The 26568-nt window shown below is 72.0% G+C and carries 22 protein-coding genes; 13 read left to right on the top strand and 9 right to left on the bottom strand.

Annotation, left to right across the window (positions count from 1 at the left end):
- Positions 1-6 precede the first annotated feature (6 nt).
- From ACXET9_RS00655 to ACXET9_RS00640, 4 genes are all read right to left on the bottom strand, one after another.
- On the bottom strand, positions 7-2046 hold the full coding sequence (locus tag ACXET9_RS00655; protein ID WP_457883898.1) for a glycoside hydrolase family 13 protein: 2040 nt from the start codon (positions 2044-2046) through the stop codon (positions 7-9).
- Between the two features lie 11 nt (positions 2047-2057).
- Positions 2058-2960 (bottom strand): sugar ABC transporter permease, encoded by a 903-nt coding sequence (locus tag ACXET9_RS00650; protein WP_457883896.1) that lies wholly within the window; start codon positions 2958-2960, stop codon positions 2058-2060.
- Positions 2961-2972: 12 nt separating this feature from the next.
- Positions 2973-4553, bottom strand: a complete 1581-nt coding sequence (locus ACXET9_RS00645; RefSeq protein ID WP_457883894.1) for an ABC transporter permease subunit — start codon at positions 4551-4553, stop codon at positions 2973-2975.
- Between the two features lie 105 nt (positions 4554-4658).
- Positions 4659-5960 (bottom strand): sugar ABC transporter substrate-binding protein, encoded by a 1302-nt coding sequence (locus tag ACXET9_RS00640; RefSeq protein ID WP_457883892.1) that lies wholly within the window; start codon positions 5958-5960, stop codon positions 4659-4661.
- 159 nt (positions 5961-6119) lie between these two features.
- Here ACXET9_RS00640 and ACXET9_RS00635 point away from each other — a divergent pair, with 159 nt between their 5' ends.
- Together ACXET9_RS00635 and trpS are read left to right on the top strand one after the other, a co-directional pair.
- Positions 6120-7256 carry a LacI family DNA-binding transcriptional regulator gene (locus ACXET9_RS00635; RefSeq protein ID WP_457883891.1) on the top strand — a complete coding sequence of 379 codons (1137 nt, stop codon included), beginning with the start codon at positions 6120-6122 and terminating at the stop codon, positions 7254-7256.
- A 20-nt stretch (positions 7257-7276) separates the two neighbouring features.
- Positions 7277-8353: a tryptophan--tRNA ligase gene (trpS, locus tag ACXET9_RS00630; RefSeq protein ID WP_457883889.1), complete on the top strand. Its 1077-nt coding sequence runs from the start codon at positions 7277-7279 to the stop codon at positions 8351-8353.
- 85 nt (positions 8354-8438) lie between these two features.
- Here the strand turns inward: trpS and ACXET9_RS00625 are convergent, their stop codons facing one another.
- Positions 8439-9974 (bottom strand): DUF5129 domain-containing protein, encoded by a 1536-nt coding sequence (locus ACXET9_RS00625; protein WP_457883887.1) that lies wholly within the window; start codon positions 9972-9974, stop codon positions 8439-8441.
- Between the two features lie 174 nt (positions 9975-10148).
- Between ACXET9_RS00625 and cysK the strand changes: the two genes are divergently transcribed.
- Together cysK and epsC are read left to right on the top strand one after the other, a co-directional pair.
- The gene (gene cysK, locus ACXET9_RS00620) at positions 10149-11078 is read left to right on the top strand and encodes a cysteine synthase A (RefSeq protein WP_457883885.1); all 930 of its coding nucleotides are present in this window, start codon (positions 10149-10151) and stop codon (positions 11076-11078) included.
- A 5-nt stretch (positions 11079-11083) separates the two neighbouring features.
- Positions 11084-11674 (top strand): serine O-acetyltransferase EpsC, encoded by a 591-nt coding sequence (gene epsC / locus ACXET9_RS00615; protein ID WP_457883883.1) that lies wholly within the window; start codon positions 11084-11086, stop codon positions 11672-11674.
- Positions 11675-11793: 119 nt separating this feature from the next.
- Here epsC and ACXET9_RS00610 read toward each other — a convergent pair whose 3' ends face one another.
- Both ACXET9_RS00610 and ACXET9_RS00605 read right to left on the bottom strand, forming a co-directional pair.
- Positions 11794-12582, bottom strand: a complete 789-nt coding sequence (locus ACXET9_RS00610; RefSeq protein ID WP_457883882.1) for an SIR2 family NAD-dependent protein deacylase — start codon at positions 12580-12582, stop codon at positions 11794-11796.
- 7 nt (positions 12583-12589) lie between these two features.
- Positions 12590-13441 carry an aldo/keto reductase gene (locus ACXET9_RS00605; RefSeq protein WP_457883881.1) on the bottom strand — a complete coding sequence of 284 codons (852 nt, stop codon included), beginning with the start codon at positions 13439-13441 and terminating at the stop codon, positions 12590-12592.
- 102 nt (positions 13442-13543) lie between these two features.
- Between ACXET9_RS00605 and ACXET9_RS00600 the strand changes: the two genes are divergently transcribed.
- Positions 13544-14869, top strand: coding sequence for an arginine deiminase (locus ACXET9_RS00600; protein WP_457883880.1), 1326 nt, complete (start codon positions 13544-13546; stop codon positions 14867-14869).
- A gap of 23 nt (positions 14870-14892) precedes the next feature.
- Here the strand turns inward: ACXET9_RS00600 and ACXET9_RS00595 are convergent, their stop codons facing one another.
- A complete protein-coding gene (locus tag ACXET9_RS00595) occupies positions 14893-15489 on the bottom strand; it encodes a GNAT family N-acetyltransferase (RefSeq protein WP_457883879.1) in 597 nt (198 codons plus the stop codon).
- 195 nt (positions 15490-15684) lie between these two features.
- On the opposite strand from ACXET9_RS00595, the gene gcvT reads away from it, so the two are divergent.
- From gcvT to ACXET9_RS00560, 7 genes are all read left to right on the top strand, one after another.
- The gene (gene gcvT / locus ACXET9_RS00590) at positions 15685-16824 is read left to right on the top strand and encodes a glycine cleavage system aminomethyltransferase GcvT (protein ID WP_457883878.1); all 1140 of its coding nucleotides are present in this window, start codon (positions 15685-15687) and stop codon (positions 16822-16824) included.
- 35 nt (positions 16825-16859) lie between these two features.
- Positions 16860-17231: a glycine cleavage system protein GcvH gene (gene gcvH / locus ACXET9_RS00585; protein WP_457883877.1), complete on the top strand. Its 372-nt coding sequence runs from the start codon at positions 16860-16862 to the stop codon at positions 17229-17231.
- Between the two features lie 144 nt (positions 17232-17375).
- Entirely contained in the window at positions 17376-20342 is a 2967-nt protein-coding gene (gene gcvP, locus ACXET9_RS00580; RefSeq protein WP_457883876.1) for an aminomethyl-transferring glycine dehydrogenase, read from the top strand.
- An 82-nt stretch (positions 20343-20424) separates the two neighbouring features.
- On the top strand, positions 20425-21636 hold the full coding sequence (locus tag ACXET9_RS00575) for a cobalamin-independent methionine synthase II family protein (protein WP_457883875.1): 1212 nt from the start codon (positions 20425-20427) through the stop codon (positions 21634-21636).
- 166 nt (positions 21637-21802) lie between these two features.
- The gene (locus ACXET9_RS00570) at positions 21803-22963 is read left to right on the top strand and encodes a glycosyltransferase family 4 protein (RefSeq protein ID WP_457883874.1); all 1161 of its coding nucleotides are present in this window, start codon (positions 21803-21805) and stop codon (positions 22961-22963) included.
- A gap of 130 nt (positions 22964-23093) precedes the next feature.
- A complete protein-coding gene (locus tag ACXET9_RS00565; protein WP_457883872.1) occupies positions 23094-23855 on the top strand; it encodes a gamma-glutamyl-gamma-aminobutyrate hydrolase family protein in 762 nt (253 codons plus the stop codon).
- Between the two features lie 95 nt (positions 23856-23950).
- Entirely contained in the window at positions 23951-24190 is a 240-nt protein-coding gene (locus ACXET9_RS00560) for a hypothetical protein (RefSeq protein ID WP_457883871.1), read from the top strand.
- A 137-nt stretch (positions 24191-24327) separates the two neighbouring features.
- Here ACXET9_RS00560 and deoD read toward each other — a convergent pair whose 3' ends face one another.
- Positions 24328-25050 (bottom strand): purine-nucleoside phosphorylase, encoded by a 723-nt coding sequence (gene deoD, locus ACXET9_RS00555; protein WP_457883869.1) that lies wholly within the window; start codon positions 25048-25050, stop codon positions 24328-24330.
- Between the two features lie 124 nt (positions 25051-25174).
- Here deoD and ACXET9_RS00550 point away from each other — a divergent pair, with 124 nt between their 5' ends.
- Positions 25175-26506, top strand: a complete 1332-nt coding sequence (locus tag ACXET9_RS00550) for an MFS transporter (RefSeq protein WP_457883867.1) — start codon at positions 25175-25177, stop codon at positions 26504-26506.
- Positions 26507-26568: the final 62 nt, after the last annotated feature.

The following is a 26568-nucleotide window of genomic DNA, read 5'->3' as shown; positions in this document are numbered from 1 at the left end:
GACGGGTCAGGAACCCGTGGAGGCGGCCGGCCGCTGGACGCGGACCGCGCTCGCCCCGGCGGCATCGGCGGCGAGCCGCAGCCGGTTGCCGTCGATGCAGGTCTCGGCGCCGCCGAGCTCATGGAGGAGTCGGAGGGAGCCGACGTCCGGCAGGGCGGACAGATCGAGGTCGAGCACCCCGTGCGCGGCGCGGGCGAGATGGACGAGGACGTCCCCCTCGGGATGCGTGCGCACGTACACGAGCGCGTCCGGAGTGATCCGGAGCCAGCGCATCCCGCCGCGCCGCAGCGCGACCTCGGAGCCGCGCAGCCCGAGCATGGCCCGGGTCTCGCGCAGCACCTCGACGTCGATGCGGGAGCCGTCCTCGTCGGCGATCGCGCCCCAGGGCATCGGCGTGCGCGAATGCTCGCCGGTCTCGCCCTCGGCGCCGAGCTCGTCGCCCGCGAAGAGCGTCGGCACGCCCGGCAGCGTGGCCAGGGCGGCGAGAGCGGCGAGCTGCCGGTCCCGGTCGCCGACGACGGTGCGGATGCGCGCGGTGTCATGGCTCGAGAGCTGGTTCTGGGAATGCGCCCGGGACGGCCAGGGCATGTGGGCGTTGTACTCGCGCAGCGTGTGCGCCACGGAGGTACCGGAGATCCGCGGGAGCGTCATCGGCAGTCCCAGCCAGTTCAGCGCGCTGTCCGGTGCGGCGAGCCACGACCAGAGGGGCCGCGTGAAGCCGGTGTAGTTCATGGTGCCGTGCCAGCCGTCGCCGTCCAGATCGCCGGTCGCGTCGTGGCCGTGCTCGGCGACGAGCCAGTGCTCGCGGCCCTGGCCGGACTCGCCGCCGACGGCGCCGCGGGCCTCGCGCATGGTCGCGCGGATCTCCCGGGCGACGTCGTGCGCTAGATCGACCTCGCCGTGCCGACCGGTCATGTTGGCCACGTCGATCCGCCAGCCGTCGGCGGAGAAGGGCTCGGCGAGGTAGTGGCCGACGACGCTGCCCGGGCCACGGGTCAGCCGCTCGCGCAGCTCCTCGCTCCGGTGGTCGAGCTTGGGCAGGGAGGGGACCTCGAGCCAGGCGGCGTAGCGGTCCGGATGCTCCTCGAAGAGGTAGAACCCGGCCTCGGTCGACGAGGCGTCGGCCTGGGCGATCCGGAACCATTCGTGGGTGTCGCCGGTGTGGTTCGTCGTGAGGTCGAGGATCAGGCGCATGCCGCGCTCGTGGAGCGCCGCCGACAGCCGCACCAGCGCCTCATCCCCGCCGAGCAGCGGATCGACCCGGTCGAAGGTGGAGGCGTCGTAGCGGTGGACCGATCCCGCGGGGAAGATCGGCGTCAGGTAGACGGTGTTCGCCCCCAGGGAGGCGATGTGGTCGAGGTGCTCGATCACGCCGTCGAGGTCGCCGCCGTAGTACTGGCGGCCGGTGATGATGCCGCGCACCGCGGGCTCCTCGTCCCAGGCCATCGGGACCGCCCACTCGGGGAGGTCCTCCGGCGCGGGCCGGCCCTCGTCATCGACCGGGACGTCGGCGCCGCGGGCGAAGCGATCGGGGAACACGTGGTAGACGACGGCGTCGTCCACCCAGGCGGGAGCCGGCTCGTGCGCGACCAGACGGAAGTCGGTCGCGTCGGCGACGTCCCAGGGGAGGAGCCCGGCCGCGGTCAGCCAGGCGTAGGCCGGGACGGGGGCGCCCGATGCGGTGAGCGCCCCCTCCTCGGCCAGGATGCAGAAGCGGTACACCATGACCGGGTTGACCGCCCGCAGAGAGGTCTCCCACCACGACCCCGAGGGGTCCTCGCGGACCTTCTCGACCGTCGCGGTGCGGATCTCCCCGTCGACGACGGTGCGCAGGGCGACGCCGGTGGCGGGATAGGCTGCTGGCACCCACAGCCGCAGCAGGACCTCCTCGCCCAGGCCCGCGGGCGGGACCGGGACGAAGGAGGGGCCGCTGTCGTGGTGGGGCTGCTCCTCCAGGGGGACGCCCGAGGCGTCGGCGCGCAGGGCTTCGGCGGACGGGGCACTCTCGGGGAGGGCGGCGGTCGGGGCGGTGGCGGAACCGGTCATGATGATGGTGATCAGCCCTTCACGGCACCGGCGGTGGAGCCGCCGACGATGTAGCGCTGGAGGAACTGGTAGAGCACGATCACCGGGATCATGATCATCACGGAGCCGGCGGCGAAGACGCCCAGGTTGTTCGAGCGATCGCCCGAGAGCAGGCCGTACAGGCCCACCGCGAGGGTCTTCTTGTCGTCGGCGGTCAGGAAGATCGAGCCCAGGAGGAACTCGCTGAGCACGCCGACCAGCGCCAGCAGGACGGTGGTCGCGAGGATCGGGGTGAGCGTCGGCATGAGGATCTTCGTGAAGACCTGCCAGTGCGAGCAGCCGTCGATGATCGCGGCCTCGTCGAGCTCCTTCGGCACGGTGTCGAAGAAGCCCTTGATGAGCCACACCTGGCCCAGCGAGCCGCCGAGCAGCACGACGATGTAGCCGGGCAGCGAGTTCAGGCCGAGGAACGGGACGATCTGGCCGAGGCCCGAGATCATCGAGTAGACGGCGATCATCGCGAGGATCGCCGGGAACATCATCACCAGCAGCAGCGACAGCAGGCCGATGCGGCGGCCGGTGAAGCGGAAGCGGCTGAAGGCGTAGGCGGCGAGGGTGGACAGGAACACCTGCACGATCGCGACGATGCCGCAGACGACGATCGTGTTGATGTACCACTGGACGAACGGTCCGCGGGCGCCGCTGAGCAGCTCCTTGTAGTGGACCAGGCTGAAGCTCGTCGGCAGCAGGCCCGAGGAGGACACGGTGCCGAGCGGGTTCACGGAGGCGGACAGCACGAACAGAATCGGGAAGGCCGCGAAGACGACCGCCGCGAGCCCGACGACGTGACGCCATCCGATCTCGGCCATCCAGCGGCCGAAGGGCATCTTGTGCTGGGCGGCGACAGGGGAGTGGGGAGTGGTCTGAGTGCTCATCGTGGGCCCCTCTCAGTTGATGTCTTCGAGGACATTGGTGAAGCGGAACTGGATCGCCGCGAGGATGCCCGTCAGAGCGAACAGCGCGACGGAGACCGCGGAGGCGAAGCCGAAGTCGGCGCCCGAGCCGCCGAAGGCGATGCGGTAGATCATCGAGATCAGGATGTCGGTGCCGCCTCGCGTGTACTCGCCCGGGAGGAAGGGCCCGCCCTCGGTGAGCAGCTGGATCGCGTTGAAGTTGTTGAAGTTGAAGGCGAACGACGCGACCAGCAGAGGGGCCACGGCCACCAGCAGCAGCGGGGTGACGACCTTGACGGTGGTCTGGAGGCGGGTCGCGCCGTCCATGCGGGCGGCCTCCATGACGTCGTTCGGGATCGCCTGCAGGGCGCCGGTGGAGATGATGAACATGTAGGGGAAGCCCATCCACAGGTTCGTCAGCAGCACGGCGACCTTCGCGAGCGTCGGATCGCCGAGCCAGTTCAGGTGCAGCCCCAGCATCTCGTTGATCAGGCCGAAGTCGCGGTTGTAGAAGTTCGACCACACCAGCAGCGAGATGAAGCCGGGCACCGCGTACGGCAGCAGCAGCACCGAGCGGTACAGGCGACGGCCTCGGACCCGGTCGTCGTTGAGGACGAGCGCGAGGGCGAAGCCGACGACGAAGGTCAGCAGCACCGAGCCGATGGCGAAGACGAGGGTCCAGGCGAAGGCCGCGACGAACTGCTTGGCGATCGCGGAGTTCGTGAACAGGCGGACGTAGTTGTTCCCACCGACGTTCTGGAGCCAGGACTGGCTGAAGGCGCGCTCGCCGTCGGCGTTCACGAAGTACTCGGTGTCGCCGATCTTGCCGACGGTGTAGACGTCGCCGGTGACCTTGTTGGTGATCTCTTCGGTCGCCTCGTCGTACGAGAGGGTCGTGGTGCCCTCGAAGGCCTGGTTCGCGCCCTGGATCTTGATCGCGGAGTCGTCGTCGATCGGGACCGCGAGCGCGGTGAGCGCGTCGTACGCGGTGTTGATCTCGCGGGCGGAGAGGATCGTGTAGCCGTCGGCCGCGGTCACGAAGCCGTCGGCGACGGTGACGTCGCCGGAGTCGAGGGCCTCGACGCCGAGATCCTCGGTGCCCTGGAGCACGTCGCCGGTGGCCGGGTCGACGAGGAACAGCGTGAAGGGCCCGGTCTCGGGGTCGCCCTGCGTGCCGACGGACATGTTGTACCAGGTGGAGTCCGCGGTCTGCTGGACGGAGTTGGCGATGATCGAGTCGACCGCCTGCTGCTTGGTGCCGCGGGTGCCGTCGCCGAAGTTCGTGAACGAGTAGCCGACGGTCAGGATGATCGGCGTGATCAGGAAGACGACGAGGAAGAAGGTGCCGGGGAAGATGTACTTGCCCGGGATGAAGCGCTTCGTCGAGTAGAGGACGAAGATCGCGACCGCGGAGAGCAGCATGATCGTCAGCCACATCCACTGCTGGAGCTGGATCATGACCGGCAGGATGAAGGCGACCACGGCGAGGACGATGCCGAGGAACACGATCTTCACGGCCATGCCGGTGATCGTGGTGGAGCGCCCCCGGTGGGTGGGAGCGTTGGTGGAGGACATGGCGACGCTGCCTTTCGGGGTGGAGGTCGTGGGTGGAGGGTCGTGCCCGGGCCGACGGGGTGCGATGCCCGCAGGCATCGCACCCCGTCGATCGGTGAGCGGCTGTCAGCCGATCTGGCTCACGATCTCCTCGCCGGCGGAGACGATGGTCGACTCCGGGTCGGCGCCGCCGACGATGTTCGCCTGGGCCTGGCCGAGCGGGCCCCAGATGGCGGCCATCTCGGGGATGGCGGGCATCGGGGTGGCGTTGGCGGCGTACTCCGCGATCTGGATGATCTCGGGGTACTCGGCCGAGAGCGACTCCTGCAGCTCGACGTGGACCGGGGGCAGCTGGTTCTTGGGGAACATCTGCTCGGCGATGTCGGGGGAGGAGGCGATCGCCGTGGCGAACTGCTGGGCGATGGCCGGGTTCGCGCCGCCGGATGCGACGTAGAAGGCGTTGACGCCGGCGAAGGGCTCCGCCGGGTCGAGGCCCTCGAAGCCGGGGACGGCGCTGAGGGCGAAGTCGATGCCGGAGTTGCGGACGTCCTCGAGGGCCCAGGGGCCGGAGACGAGGTAGGCGGCCTTGCCGTCGGTGAACAGCGAGATCGCGTTGTCGCCGGAGATCGAGGTCTTCAGCACGCCCTGCTCGCCGAGCTCGCCGATCTTCTGGGCCGCCGTGATCGAGCCCTCCTGGCCGACGCCGACGTCGGTCGGGTCGAGGTTGCCCTCGGAGTCGGTCCCGAAGAGGTAGCCGCCGCCCGAGGTGTAGAAGGGCTCCATGTGGTAGGCGTCGCCCTGCTCGCCGACCGGCAGCGAGAGCACGTTCTCGGCGCCGCCGGCGGTGGCGGCCTCGATGAGCTCCTCGACGGTCGCCGGCTCGGGGACGTCGGTGAGGCCCTTGTTGGCGTAGAGCACCAGGGTCTCCACGGCGTAGGGCACGCCATAGGTCTGGCCCTCGAAGGTGACCGCGGTGATGCCGATCTCGGCGATCTGGGACGCGGCGTCCGCCGGCAGCTGGATCGGGGAGATGGAGGCGTTCTGGACCAGGTTCCCGATCCAGTCGTGGGCGGCCACGATCATGTCCGGGCCGTTGCCGGCCTGGTTCGCGGTGATGAAGTTGCCCTGCAGGTCGTCGGCGACGATCTGCACGGCGACGGTGAAGCCGTTGGCCTCGCCCCAGGCGGCAGCGGGCTCCTCGAGGGCGGTGGCCTTCTCCTCGTCCGTCCAGATGACGAGGTCGGCGTCGGCGCGCTCCGGGGCGGCCGCGGTGTCGTCGGTCGCGGTGTCGTCCGATGCGCCGCCGTCGCTGGCATCGCTCGTCGTGGTGGTCTCGGTGGTGGCCGTGTCGTCGCCGCAGGCGGCGAGCATGGCGGTACCGGCGGCGACGCCGCCGAGGGCGAGGAAGCTCTTTCGACGAATCTGCACGTCTTCTCCTTCGAATCGTGGAGCACCAGGGCATCGTTGCGGTGCTCGATGCAGAGGAATCTAGATCACAACCCCTCCTCTGTGCAAGAATACGCAACATCTTGCAGATGACGATTCGGCTACGGGCGACGAAGCCCCTGGTCGGGAAGGATGAGCGACATGCCACGACTCATCGACATTGCCCGGGAGGCCGGGGTCAGCGAAGCGACCGTCTCCCGAGTCCTCAACGGGAAGTCTGGTGTCAACGACGTGACCAGGCGTTCCGTGCTCGAGGTCGCCCGGAGGCTGGGGCGGGAGGTAGGTCCCGACGCCATGGACTCGGGTCCGGTGATCGGCGTCCTGGTGCCCGATCTCGACAACCAGGTCTTCACCTCCTGGGTCGAGCGGATCGAGGCCGAGCTCTTCGAGCGCGGGGCATCCACGCTGGTGGGGACCCGGGCGCGCACCGTGGAGCGCGAGCGAGAGATCTTGCAACGCTTCTTGCACAGCGGAGCAGAAGGTGTGATCGTCGTCTCCGGTCACCATGCGCAGGAGCGAGGTCCGATCGAGCACTATCGCGAGATCGTTGCGGCCGGCGTGCCGCTCGTGCTGATCAACGGCGTGCGCGAGGACGTGGACGCGGCCTTCCTGTCGACCGACGACGAGCACGCCATGCGCCTGACGCTCACCCACCTCCAGGAGCTCGGCCACCGCCGGATCGGGCTCGCGGTCGGCGACGAGCACACCTGGCCGGTGCGGCAGAAGCTCACCGTCTTCGAGGAAGTCGGGGCCGAGATCCCCGGGCGCGACTGGCCGACGGCCTTCACGGACTTCTCCTACGCGGGCGGCTACGAGGCCGCCCGCGATCTGGTCGCGCGCGGCGTGACGGCGATCGTCTGCGGCTCGGACGTCATGGCCGCCGGCGCCCTCGAGGCGATCCACTCGCTCGGTCTCTCGGTGCCGTCGGACGTCTCGGTCGTCGGCTACGACGACGTCTTCTGGGCCTCGCTCACGAACCCGCCGCTGACGACGGTGCGCCAGGCCGTGGCCTCGCTCTCCCGTGCCGCGGTGCGCGCCGTGCTCGCGGGCGGCGAGTCCTCGCGGCGCCCCGCCCGCACCGAGGTCGTCGTGCGCCCGCAGCTCGTCGTGCGCGGCACGACCGCCGCCGCGCCCCGGCCGACGCCCGCCGAGACCCTGGAGGCCGCGGAGGCGAACGGGGAGATCGACGCGCCGCTCGGCCTCGGGGACGACCCGGCTGCGCTGTCCGCCCCGATGTCGGGGGAGGGGGCGCCGGACGCCCAGTCCGCGGCGCGCTGAGCGGCGGCTAGCATGGTCGGGTGAGCTATTCGACCAGTACCAGCAGCAGCTATGACACCGCCCAGACCCGCAGCGACGCGCTCTGGGCGAAGATCGGCAGCGACCCCTCGGGGCTCCGCATGCTCACGGGCGACCGCCCCACCGGGGCGCTCCACATCGGCCACTACTTCGGTTCGCTGCGCAATCGCGTGCGCCTGCAGGACGCCGGGGTGGAGACCTGGGTGCTGGTCGCCGACTACCAGGTGATCACCGATCGCGACGTCATCGGCGACATCAAGGGGTCGGTGCGCGAGCTGCTGACCGACTACCTGGCCGTCGGCCTGGATCCCGAGCGCTCGACCTTCTTCGCGCACTCGGCGGTCCCGGCGCTGAACCAGCTGATGCTGCCCTTCCTCTCGCTCGTCACGCAGCCCGAGCTCGAGCGCAACCCCACCGTCAAGGCGGAGCTCGCGGCGGCCGGGAAGTCCGCCATGGGCGGTCTGCTGCTGACCTATCCCGTGCACCAGGCGGCGGACATCCTCTTCTGCGGAGGCAACGTCGTGCCGGTGGGGAAGGACCAGCTGCCGCACATCGAGCAGACCCGCGTCATCGCGCGCCGCTTCAACGAGCGCTACGCCGGGGGCGAGCAGGTCTTCGTCGAGCCCTCGGCGCTGCTGTCCTCCTCGCCGACGATCCTCGGCCTCGACGGCGAGCACAAGATGAGCAAGTCCCGCGGCAACACCGTCATGCTGCGCATGGATGAGGCGGAGACCGCCAAGAAGCTCAAGAAGGCGAAGACCGACTCCGAGCGCGTCATCACCTACGACCCCGAGAACCGTCCCGAGGTCGCCAACCTCCTGACGATCGCCGCGCAGTGCACGGGCCGCGCGCCCGAGGAGATCGCCGAGGAGATCGGCGACAAGGGTGCGGGCACGCTCAAGGTCATGACCGCCGAGGCGCTCAACGAGCACCTGGCCCCGATCCGCGCGCGCCGTCGTGAGCTCGAGCAGGATCCGGGCTATCTCTTCGAGGTCCTCCGCGCCGGCAACGCCCGCGCGAACGAGGTCGCCGACGCGACCCTCGCCCGCGTGCGCGAGGTCATGGGGATGGTCTACTGACGCACCTCCGTCAGGCGTAGCACGGCCCCGGCCCCGGCCGTCGGGCGCTGCGCGGCCCCGGCCGGACCGCCGGGGCCGCGCGGGCTCAGAAGCGGCTCGAGCTGCCGGCGCCGCTGAAGCCGCCGGAGCCGGAGCTGTAGCCGCTTGAGCTGCTGGTGGATGTGCTCGGCGGGTTCCGGTGCGTCGCGAGGGCCTGCGAGGCGATCCCGTACCAGGAGATCGTCCGCAGCACGGGGCTGATCGACCAGTCCTCGCCGTAGTCCAGGTAGGCGTCGGGCTCGCGGATCGCTCGACGCGCCCGCACGCTCCCGGGGAAGTCCCGGACGAAGCCCTCCGGCATTGCCTCCTGCATGACGCCGGCCTCGACGTCGTCCGTCGCATCGCGCCGGACCGCCTCCCTGCGGACCGCCGAGCTCGCTCGCGCCAGATCGCCGGTGAGCCGGTCCAGTGCGGCGAGGGCGTCCTCGGCCGCGAGATCGCCCCGACGGAACGCCTCGTCGACTCCGGCGAGCTGCGCGGCGATCTCGTCGGCGCTCGCGCGCAGCGCCTCGGCCGACGGCCCGGTGGGATCCCCGTCGGCGGCGAGCCGCGCGAGGAGGTCGTCCACGCCCTCGAGCGAGGACTCCAGCGGGCGCCGCTCCTCCGCCCAGGCGTCCTGCCATGCTCCGGTGCCAAGGAGCAGGTCCGCGGTCGCCAGGAGCGGAGCGGCCCCGCTCTCGAGGCGGTCGACGATCTCGGTGTAGTCCTTCGCCGCGGCGGCCGACGACCCGGTGATCCCCCAGAGGCGGCCGCGGTGCGCGGGCAGCTCCGCACGCCGCGACTCCGCCGCCTGCAGATCCTGCAGCCAGCGCTCCGCGTCCTGATGGGTGAAGCGGCCGTAGGCGCGGTCGGTGGGGATCCGTCGGGCCGACTCGCGGATGCCGCCCGCTCTCTGCTCGGCCTCGCTGTGCTGCGCGAGCGCGCGATCCACCGCGCGCCGTCGGGAGGAGCCGGTCGTGAGCGCGCCGACGGCCCAGATCAGCCCGGCGAGCCCGACGATCACCTCCACGAAGATCACCATGGGGTTCGCCCAGAACGGGCGCCCCAGGAGCGCCGCATACTTCTCGGCGCCGGAGACCATGGCGCCCTGCCAGTCCGAGTGCCCCGCCTCCTCGCGCATGGCGTCCTGGACGTCCTCGAAACCGGATTCGCCCAGGGCGGTGTCATCGCCCGCATAGGTGCCCAGGAAGCGGTTGTCGGGATCGATCGCCAGGACCACGATCCCGTCCGCCCAGACGTCCCCGTCGATCCAGCCCGGCTGCTCCGAGCGGGCGTAGGCGAGCACGGCATCGTTCAGGGCGAGGTCGGAGGCGGGGTCCTGGCCCCAGGCGGTGACGTCGACGGTGAGGATCTTGAGGGCCACCTCGTCACGGAAGTTCACAGTGGCGAGATCGGACGCGAGCTCCTCGGCGTCGAGCACGTCGACGGTGTCGAAAACCTCCGTCGTCGGCGGGACCGCGAGCGCGGCCGGGGCGGCGATCAGCAGGGAGGCGGCCGCGACCAGCAACGATGTCAGGATGACGAGAAGCCGACGGGGCGCCGGCGCTCCGTTCGCGGACGCGGGATGAGAAGGAGAGGGCATGCGGGCAGACTAGGGGCGGCGGCGCCCGCGGCGCCCCGGACGTCGGTCGATGCGTCGTCCGACGATGGACGGTACGACCCGGGTACGAGGATCCCCTTATACTCGGCCCAAGCAGAACTTTGCAGGGAGCGTCGACGGGACAGCCGCCGGCGGCCCTCGGACGGGAGGACCCGAATGCCCATCTACGAGAACGTCTCGGAGCTCGTCGGCCGCACCCCGCTCGTGCGCCTGAACCACCTGGGCGACGACGTCAAGGCCAATGTCGTGGCGAAGCTGGAGTTCTACAACCCCGCGAGCTCCGTGAAGGACCGCATCGGCGTGGCGATGATCGACGCCGCCGAGCAGTCCGGCGAGCTCAAGCCCGGCGGCACCATCGTCGAGGCGACCAGCGGCAACACCGGCATCGCGCTCGCGATGATCGGTGCGTCCCGCGGCTACACCGTCGTCCTGACGATGCCCGAGTCCGCCTCCAAGGAGCGTCGTGCGCTGCTGCGCGCCTTCGGTGCCGAGCTCGTGCTCACCGAGGCTGCGAAGGGCATGAAGGGCGCCGTCGAGAAGGCCCAGGAGATCGCTGCCGAGCGCGGCGCCGTCCAGGTCAAGCAGTTCGACAACCCGGCCAACGCCGACGTCCACCGCCGCACCACCGCGGAGGAGATCTGGGCCGACACCGACGGCGAGATCGACGTCTTCCTCGCCGGCATCGGCACCGGCGGCACCATCACCGGCGTCGGCAACGCGCTCAAGGAGCGCAAGAGCGACCTCAAGGTCATCGCCGTCGAGCCCGCCGAGTCGCCCATCCTCAACGGCGGCCAGCCCGGCCCGCACAAGATCCAGGGCCTCGGCGCGAACTTCGTGCCGAGCCTGCTCGACACCGAGGTCTACGACGAGGTCGTCGACATCGACGGCGAGGCCGCGTTCGCCCGCGCCCGCGAGGTCGCCCGCACCGAGGGCCTGCTGGTGGGCATCTCCTCCGGCGCCGCCATCGAGGCCGCCGCCCGCGTCGGCGCCCGCGAGGAGTTCGCCGGCAAGACGATCGTCGTGATCATCCCGTCCTTCGGCGAGCGCTACCTCTCCAGCCCGCTGTACGCCGAGTACCTGGACTGACAGCAGTGCCGCGTCGCCTCGTCGACCGAGCGCTCAGCGCCGTCGCGACGGTCCGAGAGGACCTCGCGGCGGCGCGTCGCCGTGACCCCGCCTCGACCGACGACCTCGCCATGGCGCTGACCTCCCCGGGCCTGCACGCGATCTGGGTGCATCGCGCCGCCCATCAGCTGTGGGCGCGCGGGGCGAAGCTCCCGGCGATGGTGATCGCCCAGGGCGCGCGCTCGGTGACCGGGGTGGAGATCCATCCCGGGGCGACCATCGGCCGACGCTTCTTCATCGACCACGGCATGGGCGTGGTGATCGGCGAGACCGCGGAGGTCGGCGACGACGTCATGCTCTACCACGGGGTCACCCTCGGCGGACGGTCGATGGAGCGCACCAAGCGCCATCCGACCGTCGAGGACGGCGTGACGATCGGCGCCGGCGCCCGCATCATCGGCCCGGTGGTCCTCGGCGAGGGTGCGCAGGTCGGTGCCAACGCGGTCGTCGTCAAGGACGTCCCCGCGCAGGCCACGGCCGTCGGGGTCCCGGCGACCGTCCGCCGCCTGGCCTCGCAGCAGGCCGAGGAGCACGTAGACCCGGCGATCTGGATCTGACCGCCGGAACCGCTCGTCGGATCCGGCCGTCGGCCGCGCCCCTGCGACGACGAGGGGCCCTCACCGCATCGCGGTGAGGGCCCCTCTCGTCGTGGCCCGCTCAGTGCGGAGCGAGGACGTCAGAGCGGGTCGAGGAAGGACGTGCCGCCGATCCCGTTGCGGGCCCGCTCCCAGTCGGGCAGGACCTCGTGCGCGTCCTGCGCGATGACGTGGTCGTACACGCCTCGCAGATCGGGCGTCGGCGCCGGGGCGATGTCCACCAGCACCGTCGTCGCCCCGCACTCGTGCGCGAGCGGCGCGAGCTGCGCGGCCGGGAAGACGGTGCCGCTGGTGCCGACCACGACGAAGAGGTCGGCCCGCTGCGCGAGGCGCATCCCCAGCTCGAGGTCGGCGGCGGGCAGCTGCTCGTCGAACAGGACGACGTCGGGCCGCGTCGGGCTGCCGCAGAGCGGACAGGCGCCGGGCACCCCGTGGTCCTCGGCGCGCGGACCGTCGCCGGGGCGGACGATCTGCGTCCAGGCGCAGTCCCGGCCCAGGCAGATGGCGCGGAGCGCGCTGCCGTGGAGCTCGGCGACGATCTCGCTGCCGGCGGCCTGATGCAGGCCGTCGATGTTCTGCGTGATCACCGGAGAACCCATGCGGGCGATCGCCCGGTGGCCGGGCGTGGGGCCGTGGGCGAGGGCGAGGGAGGCCATCCGGCCCCAGACCCGCCAGAGCGCCGGAAGGGATCCCGGCAGCCGATCGGCGTGCATCGCCGCCTCGACCTCGGGCTCGAGCGCCCACAGGCCGTCGGGCCCGCGGAACGTTCCCATCCCGGTGCGCGCGCTGAGGCCCGAGCCCGTGAGGAAGACGATCTCGCGGTGCTCGGGCCCCGGGCGGAAGCCGCCCGTCCGGGCGGAGGCGATCACCGAGGGATCACCACTCCTCGTGCTCGCGGGAGTCCCAGGCGGCGTCCTCGCCCAGGTCGAGGGTCGCCAGCAGCGCACGATCCTCGTCGTCCAGGCGGATGCCGTCGAGGGCGGCGTTCTCGCGCTGACGCTGCGGGTTCGAGGACTTCGGGATCGCCACGACGCCCTGGTCGATCGTCCAGCGCAGGATCACCTGGGCGTTGCTCGCCCCGTGCTTGGCGGCGACCTTCTGCAGCGCGAACTGCGCGCCGAGGTTGTCGCGGCCGCCCAGCGGACCCCAGGCCTCGGTGACGATGCCGTGCTCGAGATGGAAGTCGAGCACCTCGGTGCGGGCGAGCGCGGGGGAGAGCTGGATCTGGTTGATCTCCGGCGTGGCGCCGGTGGCGTCGATGAGCTCCTGCACCTGCTCGGGACGGAAGTTCGAGACGCCGATGTGCTGCGTCAGGCCCTCCTCCTTGAGGTCGATCAGGGTGCGCCAGGTGTCGAGCGCAAGGCCCCGCGAGGGGTTCGGCCAGTGGATGAGCACGGAGTGCACGGAGGACAGGCCGAGGCGGCGCAGCGACTCCTGCAGACCGGCGCGAGCGGCCTCGCGGCCCTGGTCGCCGCCGGCGATCTTGGTCGTCACCAGCACCTCGTCAGCGGGGACGCCGCTGCGGCGGATCGCTTCGCCGACGGCGGCCTCGTTGCCGTACTGGGCGGCGGTGTCGATCAGGCGGTACCCGTTGCGCAGCGCCGAGGCGATGACCTCGACACCGCCGACGCCCTTGAGGCTCGAGGTGCCGAAGCCGATCAGCGGGAAGGCGCTGCCGTCGGCGAGGACGGTCTGCGGGATGGTCAGCGCGGAGGCGGTGTCGCTCATGAGTGCTCCAGGGACGAGGATGCGGACGACTCCAGGCTAGTCACCTCCGGCGTCCGATGCGATCGCTGGTAGCGTGCACGCACCGAGCACCAGGAGGCCGTGATGGAGATCTCGGACCGGCGATCGCCCGCGCAGGCGACCTCGCCCTCGCCCTCGCCCTCGCCCTCGCCCTCGCCCTCGGGCGTGGTTCCGATTCCGGTCCCGGGGATCCATGACGAGATCTCCCCGCTGCGGCTGGTGCTCGTGCACACGCCCGGACCGGAGCTCGAGCGTCTGACGCCGGAATCGCGCGAGCGCTACCTGTTCGACGAGGTCCTGTGGCCCGAGCGCGCCCGCACCCAGCATGAGCGGTTCATCGGACTGCTCGAGGCCGAGGGCGCGCAGGTGCTCCGGCTCGGCGATCTGCTCCTGGACCTGGTCGCCGACGCCGATCTCCGCGCAGAGCTGATCGTGCGCACCGCGGATCCGGCCGTGCTCGGCGACATCGCGGCCCGCGAGCTGCAGGACGTCCTCGCGGCACTGGGGGAGCGCGATCCGGCCGGACTGCGCGATGCGCTGCTGGCGGGCATCACCGCGGGGGAGCTCGCCTCGCTCGGCGCGGCGGCGCGGTCGATCGTCCTGCAGCGCCTCGCCCCGGCGGACCCCGTGCTGGACCCGCTGCCCAACCATCTGTTCACCCGGGACTCCTCCGCCTGGATCGGCCGCAGCGTGTCGATCAGCCCGATGCGCCGCGCGGCGCGGCGGCGCGAGGCCATCCACCTCGACATGGTCTACCGTCGGCATCCGCGGTTCGCGGGCATGGACCGCGGACCGGCACGGATCCTCTCCGTCGGAGCGGAGCGCCCGGGCCGGGCGAGCGTCGAGGGCGGGGACGTGATGATGCTGTCGGCGCGGACGGCGGCGATCGGACTCTCGGAGCGCACCAGCACCGTCGGCGCGGAGCATCTGGCGACCGAGCTGCTAGAGGGCGGGGAGGTCGATCGGGTCATCGCGATCGCCCTGCCTCATCGCCGGTCGATGATGCACCTGGACACCGTGATGACCGTCGTCGACGCCGAGAGCATGCTGCGCTTCGGACCGCTCGGGCCGCTGGAGACCTTCGAGATCCGGCGCCATGAGGGGCGCACGGTGTCCCGGGCCCGCGCCGCCGACGAGATGGATGCGGTCCTCGCCGCGGGCCTCGGCGTCCCGACCCTGCGGGCGATCTCCGCCCCGCTGGACCCCCACGGCGCCGCGCGCGAGCAGTGGGACGACGGCTGCAACGTGCTCGCGGTGTCCCCGGGGCGGGTGATCGCCTACGAGCGGGCGCACGCCACCAACGACCACCTGCGCTCCCTGGGCATCGAGGTGATCGAGCTCGACGGCGATGAGCTGGGGCGCGGGCGGGGCGGCCCGCGCTGCATGACCTGCCCGATCGCGCGCGGCTGAGCGCGCGCGGCTGAGCGTCGGGATCAGGCCGACGGCGGAGGCGGGTCCGAGGCGGGCTGGAGGGGCCGGCCGGGCTCCGGCAGGGGGTCGCGCAGCGAGCGCTCCATCAGCAGCTGCTGGGCGCCGAACTCCTCGAGCCCCTTGCGGACGGAGAAGCCGAGGCGTCGCAGGAGGGCGACGCTGCGCTTGTTCCGCGTCTGCGTCACGGCGATGACCGTGTCGTCCTCGAGGGCCTCGCAGGCCCATCCGAGCACCGCGAGGCAGGACTCCGCGGCGAAGCCCTGCCCGGTCCGCTCGGGCATCAGCGCATAGGACAGCTGCAGCTCGCCGCGGTCGTAGTCGAGGGTGATCGAGCCGATGACCTCGTCTTCCCCGTCTGCGCCGTCTGCCCCGTCCGCGCCCTCGAGGACGAGGACCCAGCGACCCCAGGTCAGACCCAGCGGGGAGAGCTCGAGCGCCTGCCGGGAGGCGTAGTCGATCGACCCCCCGAGATACTCCCGCGTGACGGGATGGGTCATGAGGCGGATCATCGCCTCGCGGTCGGGGTCCATCGGCTCCCGGATCAGCAGCCGGGGGCTGCGGAGCCGGACGGGCCACTCGTCGGAGCCTTCTCTGGTCACCTCTCCACCGTACTAGGCGATCGAGGTCCGCGAGCCCGGACCGAGGTCCTCGCCCTGACCTCCTCGCCCGACCTCCACGCCCGGGCTCCGCGGACCGGCGGACGACGCGCCGTCCGCCGGGTACAGTGACCGGGCAGGACAGCTGGGTGCCGATGGAGGCTCCCGTCCTCGGCCCCCGCGACCCGAAGGAGCACGATGACCGACTCCCTGCGCACCACGCCCCTCGAGGCGGTCCACGACTCGCTGGGCGCGACGTTCACGGACTTCGCGGGCTGGAGGATGCCGGTCCGCTACGACTCCGACCTCGCCGAGCACGCCGCCGTGCGCACGAGCGCCGGACTCTTCGACCTCAGCCACATGGGCGAGATCCGGCTGCGCGGTCCCGAGGCCGGCGCCGCTCTGGACCATGCGCTCTCCGGTCGGTTCTCCGGCATGCCCGTCGGTCGCGCGAAGTACTCCCTGCTGCTGACCGAGCAGGGCACCGTGATCGACGACGTGATCGTCTACCGCCTCGGCGAGCAGGACTACCTCGTGGTCGCGAACGCGTCGAACGCCGAGGCCGACGCCGCCGAGCTGCTCGCCCGCGCCGCCGGCCGGGACGTCGAGGTCGAGGACGAATCGGAGCGCACCGCGCTGATCGCGGTGCAGGGTCCCGCCGCCGAGCGGATCCTGCTGGACGCGCTCCTCGGCTCCGACGCCTCCGATGCTCCCGTCGGCGGGCTCGATGCCGCGACGATCACGGGGCTGGGGAACTACCGCGGCGTGCAGGGGACCTATCGCGGGGCCCCGCTGCTGCTCGCCCGCACCGGATACACCGGCGAGGACGGATTCGAGCTGTACGTCCCCTCCGAGCACGCCACCGCGCTGTGGGAGCAGCTCGCGGCCGCGGGCGGAGATCGCCTCGTGCCGTGCGGCCTCGCCTGTCGGGACACGCTGCGGCTCGAGGCCGGCATGCCGCTGTACGGCCACGAGCTCTCCCGCGACCTGCTCCCGGCGCAGTCGGGCCTGTCGCGCGTCGTCGCGCTCTCCGCCGAGGGCGACTTCGTCGGACGCGCGGCGATCGAGTCCTCCGACGCCTCCGCGCTGCCGGTGCTGGTGGGCCTCGCCGGGGAGGGACGCCGCGCGGCCCGCGCCGGCGCGGCGATCCGCAGCCCCGAGGGCGAGGAGGTCGGCACGATCACCTCCGGCGCCCTCAGCCCCACCCTCGGCCATCCGATCGCGATGGCCTTCGTCCGCCCGGAGCAGTCCGCTCCCGGGACGGCGCTCGTCGCCGACGTCCGCGGCAAGGACCTGCCCGTGCACGTCGTGCCGCTGCCCTTCTACTCCCGACCCTGACCACCGCCCCGATCCCGTCCCCGAAAGGACCACCCATGGCAGATGATCTCCGCTACAGCAAGGACCACGAGTGGGTCCGCCTCGCCGAGGACGGCACCGTCGTCATCGGCGTCACCGACTACGCCGCGGGCCAGCTCGGCGATGTCGTCTACGTCGATCTCCCGCAGGCCGGCGACTCGCTCACCGCGGGCACCGAGATGGGGGAGATCGAGTCCACCAAGTCGGTGTCCGACCTCTTCTCCCCGGTCGACGGCACCGTCCTCAGCGTCAACCAGGACGTCGTGGACTCCCCGGAGCTGGTCAACGCCTCCCCGTTCGACAAGGGCTGGCTGATCACCGCGAGCATCGAGGGGCTCCCCGACGATCTGCTCAGCGCCGAGGAGTACACGCGCCTCACCGAGGCCTGAGCCGCCGGACCGGCCGGCGGGCGAGGGAACGCTCGCCGGCCGTCGGCCGCAGCTGTTCGGCCGATGAGCGTCGGCCGCCGCACGTCGCACCAGGGCCCTGCCCGCTTCCGTCCCGTCCGCACCGTCCTCCGGGGGTCATCGCGCATGTCCGTCCCTTCCGCCTCCCTGCACGCCGACGAGTCCTTCGTCCGCCGTCATGTCGGTACCGGCTCCGAGGAGCAGACCCGCATGCTCGAGGTCCTCGGGCTCGAGTCCCTCGACGACCTGCTGCGGCGCGCCGTGCCCGCGACGATCCTGCTCGAGGCCGACGCCGCCTCGGGGGTGCCCGCGGGCGTCTCCGAGCCCGCGGCGCTCGCCGAGCTGCGGGCCCTGGCCGACCGCAACCGGGTGCGGCGCTCCCTGATCGGCCTCGGCTACCACGGGACGCACACCCCGGCCGTGATCCAGCGCAACATCCTGGAGAACCCGGCCTGGTACACCGCCTACACGCCGTACCAGCCGGAGATCTCGCAGGGCCGCCTCGAGGCGCTCATGACCTTCCAGACGATGATCTGCGACCTCACCGGGATGGACGTCTCCAACGCCTCCACCCTCGACGAGGCCACCTCCGCCGCCGAGGCCCTGATGCTCGCGCGCCGCACCGCGAAGCGGAAGGCGCCGGTCTTCCTCGTGGACGCGGACGCGCTGCCGGCGACCAAGGCGGTGCTCGCCGGCCGCGCCGAGGGCCTCGGCATCGAGCTGCGCGAGGTCGACCTCGCCGTCGACGGCGCCCCCGAGGACGAGGACTACCTCGGCGCGCTCTTCCAGTACCCCGGGGCGTCCGGCCGCGTCTGGGACCCGCGGGACGCGATCGCCGCGGTGAAGGGGACCGGCGCCGTCGCCGTCGTCGCCGCGGATCTGCTGGCCCTGACCCAGCTCGCCTCGCCGGGATCGCTCGGCGCGGACGTCGTCATCGGCACCACCCAGCGCTTCGGGATCCCGCTCGGCTTCGGGGGTCCGCATGCGGGCTTCGTCGCGGTGCGCCGGGGCCTCGAGCGCCAGCTGCCCGGTCGCCTCGTCGGCCTCTCGAAGGATGCCGACGGCGCCCCGGCCTTCCGCCTGTCCCTGCAGACCCGCGAGCAGCACATCCGCCGCGAGAAGGCGACCAGCTCCATCACCACCGCCCAGGTCCTGCTCGCGGTGATGGCCGCGATGTTCGCCGTCTACCACGGGCCCGAGGGCCTCGCCCGGATCGGCGCCGGCGTCGCCGAGCGCACCGCGCGCCTGGCGGACCTGCTGCGGGCGGCCGGCGCCGAGCTCGTCCACGACTCCTTCTTCGACACCCTCGAGCTGCGCGCGGACGGACGGGCCGAGGAGATCGTCCGCGCCGTCGGCGAGGCCGGCTGGCTGCTGCACGCGACAGACCCCGGGACCGTCCACCTGAGCCTCGACGAGACGGTCACCGATCAGGACGTGCCCGTTATCGCCGCGGCGCTCGCCGGCGCCCTCGGGGCCGCTCCGTCGACCGACGGCGACCCTGCGGCCGACGGAGCGACGGAGGCCGGAGGGACGACCGCCGTCGGCGCGGGATGGGGCGGGCTCGTCCGCGAGCGCGACTACCTGCGCCACCCGGTGTTCTCCTCGTTCCGCTCGGAGACCGCGATGATGCGCTACCTGCGCCGTCTCGCCGACCGCGACTTCGCGCTGGACCGCGGGATGATCCCGCTGGGTTCGTGCACGATGAAGCTCAACGCCGCCACCGAGATGGCCGGGATCACCTGGGACGGCTTCAGCGCCGTCCACCCCTTCGCCCCGCGCGAGGACGTTGAGGGCTACCTGGAGATGATCGCGCAGCTCGAGCGGTGGCTCGCGGGCCTGACCGGCTACGACACGGTCTCCCTGCAGCCCAACGCCGGCTCCCAGGGCGAGTTCGCCGGACTGCTGGCGATCCGCGCCTACCACGCCTCCCGCGGGGAGTCCGGGCGCACCGTCTGCCTGGTGCCGAGCTCCGCCCACGGCACCAACGCGGCGAGCGCCGTGAACGCAGGGCTGCGGGTCGTGGTGGTCGCCTCCGACTCCCGCGGCAACATCGACGTCGACGACCTCCAGCAGAAGATCAAGGATCACGGCGATGAGCTCGCCGCCCTCATGATCACCTACCCCTCGACCCACGGCGTGTACGAGGAGCAGGTGCGCACGGTCTGCGAGCTGGTGCACGACGCCGGCGGGCAGGTCTACGTCGACGGGGCGAACCTCAACGCCCTGCTCCAGGTCGCGCGGCCCGGCGAGTTCGGCGGCGACGTCTCGCACCTGAACCTGCACAAGACCTTCTGCATCCCGCACGGCGGCGGAGGGCCCGGCGTCGGCCCCGTCGCCGCGAAGGCTCACCTCGCGCCGTTCCTGCCCGGGCACCCGGCGAGCCAGCGGGCCGAGCACGCCGTCGCCGGGCAGGGCGAGCAGGTGCATGGGGGCGCGCCCGTCTCGCAGGCGCCCTACGGATCCCCGTCGATCCTGCCGATCTCCTGGACATACATCCGCCTGATGGGGCCGGAGGGGCTGCGCCATGCGACCGCCTCGGCCGTGCTCGCGGCCAACTACGTCGCCCGTCGTCTGGAGGACGCCTACGAGATCCTCTACACGGGCGAGGAGGGCCTGGTCGCCCACGAGTGCATCGTGGATCTGCGGCCGCTGACCGCGCGCACCGGGATCACCGTCGACGACGTCGCCAAGCGCCTGGTCGACTACGGCTTCCACGCCCCGACGATGTCCTTCCCGGTCGCCGGCACCCTGATGGTCGAGCCGACCGAGTCCGAGGACCTCGAGGAGCTCGACCGCTTCGTCGACGCGATGCTGATGATCGCGGAGGAGGCCGACGAGGTCGCCGCCGGGACCTGGCCGGCAGACGACAATCCGCTGGTCAACGCCCCGCACACGGCCGCCGCGATCGCGACGGGGGAGTGGACCCACCCCTACTCCCGCGAGCTCGCGGTCTACCCGGGCGTCGGGACGGCCGTCGAGGACGGCACGGTGCACGACAGCGTCCAGCAGCGGGTGCAGGCGAAGTACTGGCCGCCCGTGCGGCGTATCGACCAGGCCTGGGGCGACCGCAACCTCCAGGTCACCTGGCCCTGACGTGCGGTGACGCGAACCGACATATGAACCCGGATGACGGTCGGGGCGGGAGGGTCCGCGACATCCGGCTTAACCTTCCTGCATGACCGAGATCCTCACCTCCCACGCCGGGTCCCTCCCGCGGACCCCTGCGCTGATCGCCGCCAACGCGTCCCGTCCTCTCGCCGAGGACGGCATCGCCCCGATCCCGACCGACGAGCACCGCGAGGTGCTGGCGACGGCCGTCGCCGACGTCGTCGAGCGCCAGCGGCGGATCGGGATCTCGATCCCCGGCGACGGCGAGTACGGCCACGCGATGGGCACCTCCGTGAACTACGGCTCCTGGTGGTCCTACATCTTCGATCGCACCTCCGGCCTCGAGCTCACCGGCGCCGACCACCTCAGCGGCGAGCCCGTCCGCTCGACCCCCGGGAACGTGCGCCTGACGACCTTCCCCGATCGCCGCGACTGGCAGATCTTCCGCTCCGCCTACTCGGATCCCGAGTCCGGCATCTCGCTCGGCGCCCAGCACACCTTCCCGGCGGCGACCTCGGCGGTGGCCTACTCGGCCCTGGGTCGCGAGCTCGTCGCCCAGGACACCGCCAACCTCCGCGCGGCCCTGGACGCCTCCGGCTACGGCACCGGCTTCATCACCTCCCTGTCGCCGGGCTCCGGCAGCCGCATCGTCGACGCCCACTACGGCGACGAGGACGCCTTCCTCGACGCCTGGGTCGAGGTCATGCGCCCGGAGTACGAGGCGATCGCCGCGGCCGGCCTCGTGGTGCAGGTCGACGACCCCTCCTTCGCCGAGAACTGGGACCAGATCAACCCCGAGCCGAGCGTCGAGGACTACCTCGCGTTCACCCGCAAGCGCGTCGACGCCGTCAACCGGGCGCTCGTGAACGTGCCCACCGAGCAGACCCGCTTCCACCTGTGCTGGGGCTCCTGGCACGGCCCCCACACCACCGACATCGAGCTGCGCCACATCGTCGGCCTGCTGCTCGAGGTGAAGGCGAAGTTCTACAGCTTCGAGGCGGCCAACGCCCGCCACGAGCACGAGTGGACGGTGTGGCGGGACGTCGAGCTGCCCGAGGACCGGGTGCTCGTGCCCGGCATCGTCTCCCACGCCACCAACGTCGTCGAGCATCCCGAGCTGGTCGCGCAGCGCCTCGAGCGCTTCGCCCGCATCGTCGGCCCCGAGCGCGTGGTCGGCTCGACCGACTGCGGCCTGGGCGGGCGCATCCACCCCGACATCGCCTGGGCCAAGCTCGAGTCCCTCGTGCAGGGCGCGCAGATCGCCTCCCGCCGCCTCTGAGCGCACGGCCGACGAGCGGGGCGCCGCCGGGCGGGGTGTCGCCGGGCGGGGTGTCGCCGGACGGCCGGGCGGGCCGACGGACGGGCGGACAGGATGTCACCCGACCGTCGGCCGTCCGCCATCCGGGGGCCGAGCCGCGGCTACCCGGGGGCGGGATGATGCGGGCGTGAGGATACTTGTCGTCGCAGAGTCCTTCCTTCCGCATATGAACGGTGTGACGAACTCCGTCCTGCAGGTCGTCGACCGCTTCGCGGCCGCCGGCGAGGATCTGGAGATCATCGCCCCGCATACCCGCGGAGCCGACCGCTTCCGGCGCACCCCCTGCGGGCGCCGCGTCCGCGTGCACCGCGTGGTGTCCGCGCCCCTGCCGGGCTATGCCGATGTGAGGATCGCCGCCGCGAGCGCCGTCCAGCTGCGGCGCCGCATCGAGGACTTCGCCCCCGATGTCATCCATCTCGCCTCGCCGACGATCCTCGGCGGCCGCGCCGCGGTCGCCGCGCAGAAGGCCGGCGTGCCCACCGTGGCGGTCTACCAGACCGATATCCCGGGGTACACCGCGAAGTACGGGATGCCCTTCCTCGAGGCCGCCTCCTGGCAGCTGCTGCGTGACCTGCACAACCGCTGCGACCTCACCCTCGCCCCCTCCCGCTCCACGCGCGATCAGCTCGAGGAGCACGGCGTCGAGCGCGTGAAGCTGTGGGGGCGCGGCGTGGACACCTCGCTGTTCTCGCCCTCGCTGCGCAGCGAGCGGCTCCGCGCCCGCTATGCCGAGCCCGACGAGCGGCTCGTCGTGTACGTCGGCCGCCTCGCCCCCGAGAAGCAGGTGGAGGACCTCCGCGTCGTCCACGACATCCCGGGCGTGCGCCTCCTGATCGTCGGCGACGGGCCCGAGCGCGACACGCTGCGCCGCGCCATGCCGCGGGCGCGGTTCGTCGGCTTCCGCTCCGGGACCGACCTCGCGACGCACCTGGCCAGCGCCGATCTGTTCGTCCACCCCGGCGAGCTGGAGACCTTCGGGCAGACCCTGCAGGAGGCCATGGCCTCGGGCCTGCCCGTGGTCGCACCGCGGCGCGGCGGACCCGTCGACATCGTCGACCCCAGCCGCACCGGCCACCTGTACACCCCCGGCATGCTCGACGAGCTGCGCGAATCCGTCACCGACCTGCTGTTCGACGACGCCAAGCGCCGGGCCATGGGCCGGGCGGCGCTGGAATCGGTCCGCAAGCGCACCTGGCCGGTCCTCTGCGAGCAGCTCGAGGGGCATTACCGCACAGCGATCTCGGCCGCCGCCGCGCGCCGGCCGAGGGACCGCATGCGCACCTCCTGAGGCGCCCGCGGTCCACCGCCGACGCCCCGCCGTCACATTCCGCCACGGAGATGGCGCGCGAGGGGCGCGGGGGAGTGGACTGTGCCTGTCGCCGATCGGCGGCGGACACTCCACGCGGAAAGGACCACTCATGGCGCAGCGCCCGACCACCCGTCGACCGCTCATCGGAGTCACCGCAGGAGCGTCCCGGATGATGTCCGGCGCCTGGGAAGGGCACCGCGTCGTCACCGTCACCGAGCACTACGTGCGAGCGATCCGCGAAGCCGGCGCCCGGGCCGTGATCATCGCCCCGCAGGACGAGTGGACCGATGAGGAGGTCGCCGAGCTCGACGGGCTCGTGCTGACCGGCGGCACCGACCTCGACCCGGCGCTGCTGGGCGAGACCCCGCTGCCCACCGACATGACGCCCGATCCCGAGCGCGACGCCTTCGAGACCGCGCTCTACCGCGCCGCCCGCCGGGCCGAGGTGCCGGTGCTCGGCGTCTGCCGCGGCCTGCAGATCATCACCGTCGCCGAGGGCGGCTCCCTGCATCGCCACCTCCCGGTCGACCTCCCCGCGCATCCGACGACGGGGCTCGCCCCGGTCCAGGTCGACGTCGAGATCGACGCCGACAGCGATGTGGCCCTCGCCCTCGGCACGAGCGCCGAGGTCACCGCCTACCACCATCAGGGGGTCCGCGAGGTCGCGGGCGACCTCCGCATCGTCGCCCGTCATGCGAGCGGCCTGCCGCTCGCGGTCGAGGCGGTCGACGGGGCTCCGGTCATCGCGGTCCAGTGGCATCCCGAGCTCGACGCCCCGCGCGCCGAGGGCGAAGGGCTCTTCGCCGCCCTCGTGGGTGCGATCCGCCACCGTGAGGATGCGCGCAGCACCCTCGTCGCTGGTCTAGGATGAGGACTGAGCGTCATCATCCGGGAGCGCTCGTCCAGGCGCGCGCCCCACGGCAGCAGCAGTCCTGAGCGATCCCCTCGAGCGGAGGAAGCAGCAGCATGAGCACTGAGCAGGCGACCACCACGACCGAGCAGGTCGAGGGTCAGGCGTCGGTCACGACGCACGAGGGCAACGGTCTCGTCCAGTCGTGGATCCTGTTCGCGATCCTGTTCCTCCTGTTCGCAGGCGGACTCTACGTGATGGCCTTCTTCACGCCGGTCACCTTCCTGGTCGGCCTGGGCATGAGCATCCTGGCGCTCTTCCTGACCTTCGACACGGTTCCGCGCTTCCTCTCCTGACCGGAGCAGCGCCCCGACCGCGGAGCGCGCGACCCGGCGGAGATCCGCACGCGGAGCCTCGTCGACGAGAGCCCGGCACCCCTGAGGGGGTGCCGGGCTCTCGCACGTCCGGGGGCCGCCCGGTCAGGAGCGTCCGGTCAGGAGCGTCCGCGATCCAGACGCACGACGGTCTCGAGCGCCATGATGATCATGTCCTCGAAGCTCTCCTGGCGCTCCAGGGCGCTGGTCTCCTCGCCGGTCAGGAGATGGTCCGAGACCGTGCACACCGCGAGCGCCTTCCGCGAGAACTGCGCCGCCAGCGTGTACAGCGCCGCGGCCTCCATCTCCACGCCGAGCACGCCGTAGGTGGCGAGCGTCGACGCGATCAGCGGATCGGGGGAGTAGAACTGATCGGAGGAGAAGAGTCCTCCCGCGACGACGGGGAGCAGGCGCTCCTCGGCGACGTCGGCGGCGAGGCGGGCGAGCTCGAAGTCGGCCGCCGGGGCGAAGGACACCTCGCCGAAGCGGATCCGATTCATGCCCGAGTCGGTCGAGGCCGCGAGGCCCAGGATGACATCGCGAACGTTGACGGTCTCCGAGAGGCCGCCGCAGGTCCCGACCCGGATGATGGCCTGCACGTCGTAGTCGACGAACAGCTCCTGCGCGTAGATGGCCATCGAGGGCTGTCCCATGCCGGAACCCTGCACGGAGATCCGCACACCCTGGTAAGTGCCCGTGTAGCCGAGCATCCCGCGCACGTCGTTGTACTGGACGGGGTCTTCGAGGAAGGTCTCACTGATCCAACGGGCCCGGTAGGGGTCGCCCGGCATCAGCACGTAGGGGGAGATCTGATCGGGGGAGGCACCGATATGCGTCGACATGGCCACAGCGTACGTCCGGTCCCCGGCCCGACGGCGGAAGCATCGCGATGCGCCTCGGGAACATCGCGCGACGTGCCACGGGAACGTTGCACCGGGGCCCGGGAACAGAGGAGGATGGTGCGTCGTGAACGCTCCCTCCGCCGAACACCCCCAGCCCGCCCGGACCCCCCGCCCCGCCCCGCCCCTCGAGGTGCGTCGCGCGCGCTGGGCCGTCTCGCTGCTGTTCCTCCTCAACGGGGCGTCCTTCTGCGCGATCCTGCCGCGCTACCCGGAGCTCGTCGCGCAGATCGGGCTGAGCAACACCGCCTTCGGCCTGGCGGTCGGCATCGGCCCCGTCGGGGGACTCCTGGCAGGGCTCTCCGCGGCGGCCCTCATGCGCCGCTTCGGCTCCGCGCGCACGGCGGTGGTCGCCCAGATCATCGCCTCGACGGTGCACCTGCTCGTGTACACCTCCGGCTCCTGGCTGTGGCTCGCAGGCTCGCTGCTGCTGGCTGCCGCGGCCGACGCCGTCACCGACATCTCCATGAACGCCCACGGGATGCGGGTCGAGCGACGCTATCGGCGCTCGATCATGAACAGCTATCACGGCTGGTGGTCGCTGGGCGCGGTCGCCGGCGGGATCCTCGGCGGCATCGCGGCGCAGGTGGGCCTCGCGCTGTGGCTCCAGGGCGTCATCGGCCTCGTGCTGTTCGGCGTCCTCGCCGTGATCTCGGGACGTTTCATGCTGACCGGCCACGATGCGAGCGAGCGCGCGGAGGTCGCCTCGCCCTCGGTCGCGAGCGCCGCGGAGATCCCCGTCGACAGCCTGGGCGGTGCGACCGGTGCGACCGGGGCGACCGGTGCGGCCGGCGGACGGAGCATCGCCGGGATGAGCCTGCGCGGGCTCGCGCTGATCGCCGCCCTCGGCGTGGTCCTGGTGTTCGCCGGATCCACCGAGGACGCCGGCAGCACCTGGGGCGCCCTGTTCATGACCTCGACCTTCGCGGTCACGCCCTTCGTCGCGAGCCTCGCCTTCGTCTGCCTGCAGGGCGCGCAGACGATCGGCCGGTTCACCGGCGACGCCGTCGTCGACCGCCTCGGCGACCGCGCGACCGCCCGGCTGGGAGCGCTGGTCTCCGCCGTCGGGATGAGCTTCGCCCTGCTCGTCCCCTCGCCGGTGACGGCCATGATCGGCTTCGCCGCGGCCGGCTGGGGCGTGGCGACGCTGTTCCCCGCGGCCTATCGGGCGGCCGACGACATGCCAGGCGTGCCGCACGGCGTCGGCATCACGGTGGTCGGCTGGTTCGCGCGGATCGGCTTCTTCGTCACGCCTCCGCTGGTGGGAGCGATCGCCGACGCGCTCACGCTGCACTTCGCGCTGTGGCTGGTGCCGATCTACGCGGTGGGCATCCTCATCTTCGCCGGCGCCCTCAGCGCCCGCCCCCGCCGCACGGAGCACGCCCCTGCCGGGAGCTGAGCGGGAGGCCGCTCGCCCGGATCACGCGCCTGGATCACGGGCCCGGATCATGCGCCCGGATC

It is taken from the genome of Brachybacterium netajii (SeqCode), from assembly GCF_054114245.1.
This window is presented reverse-complemented; position numbering and strand designations above follow the sequence as displayed.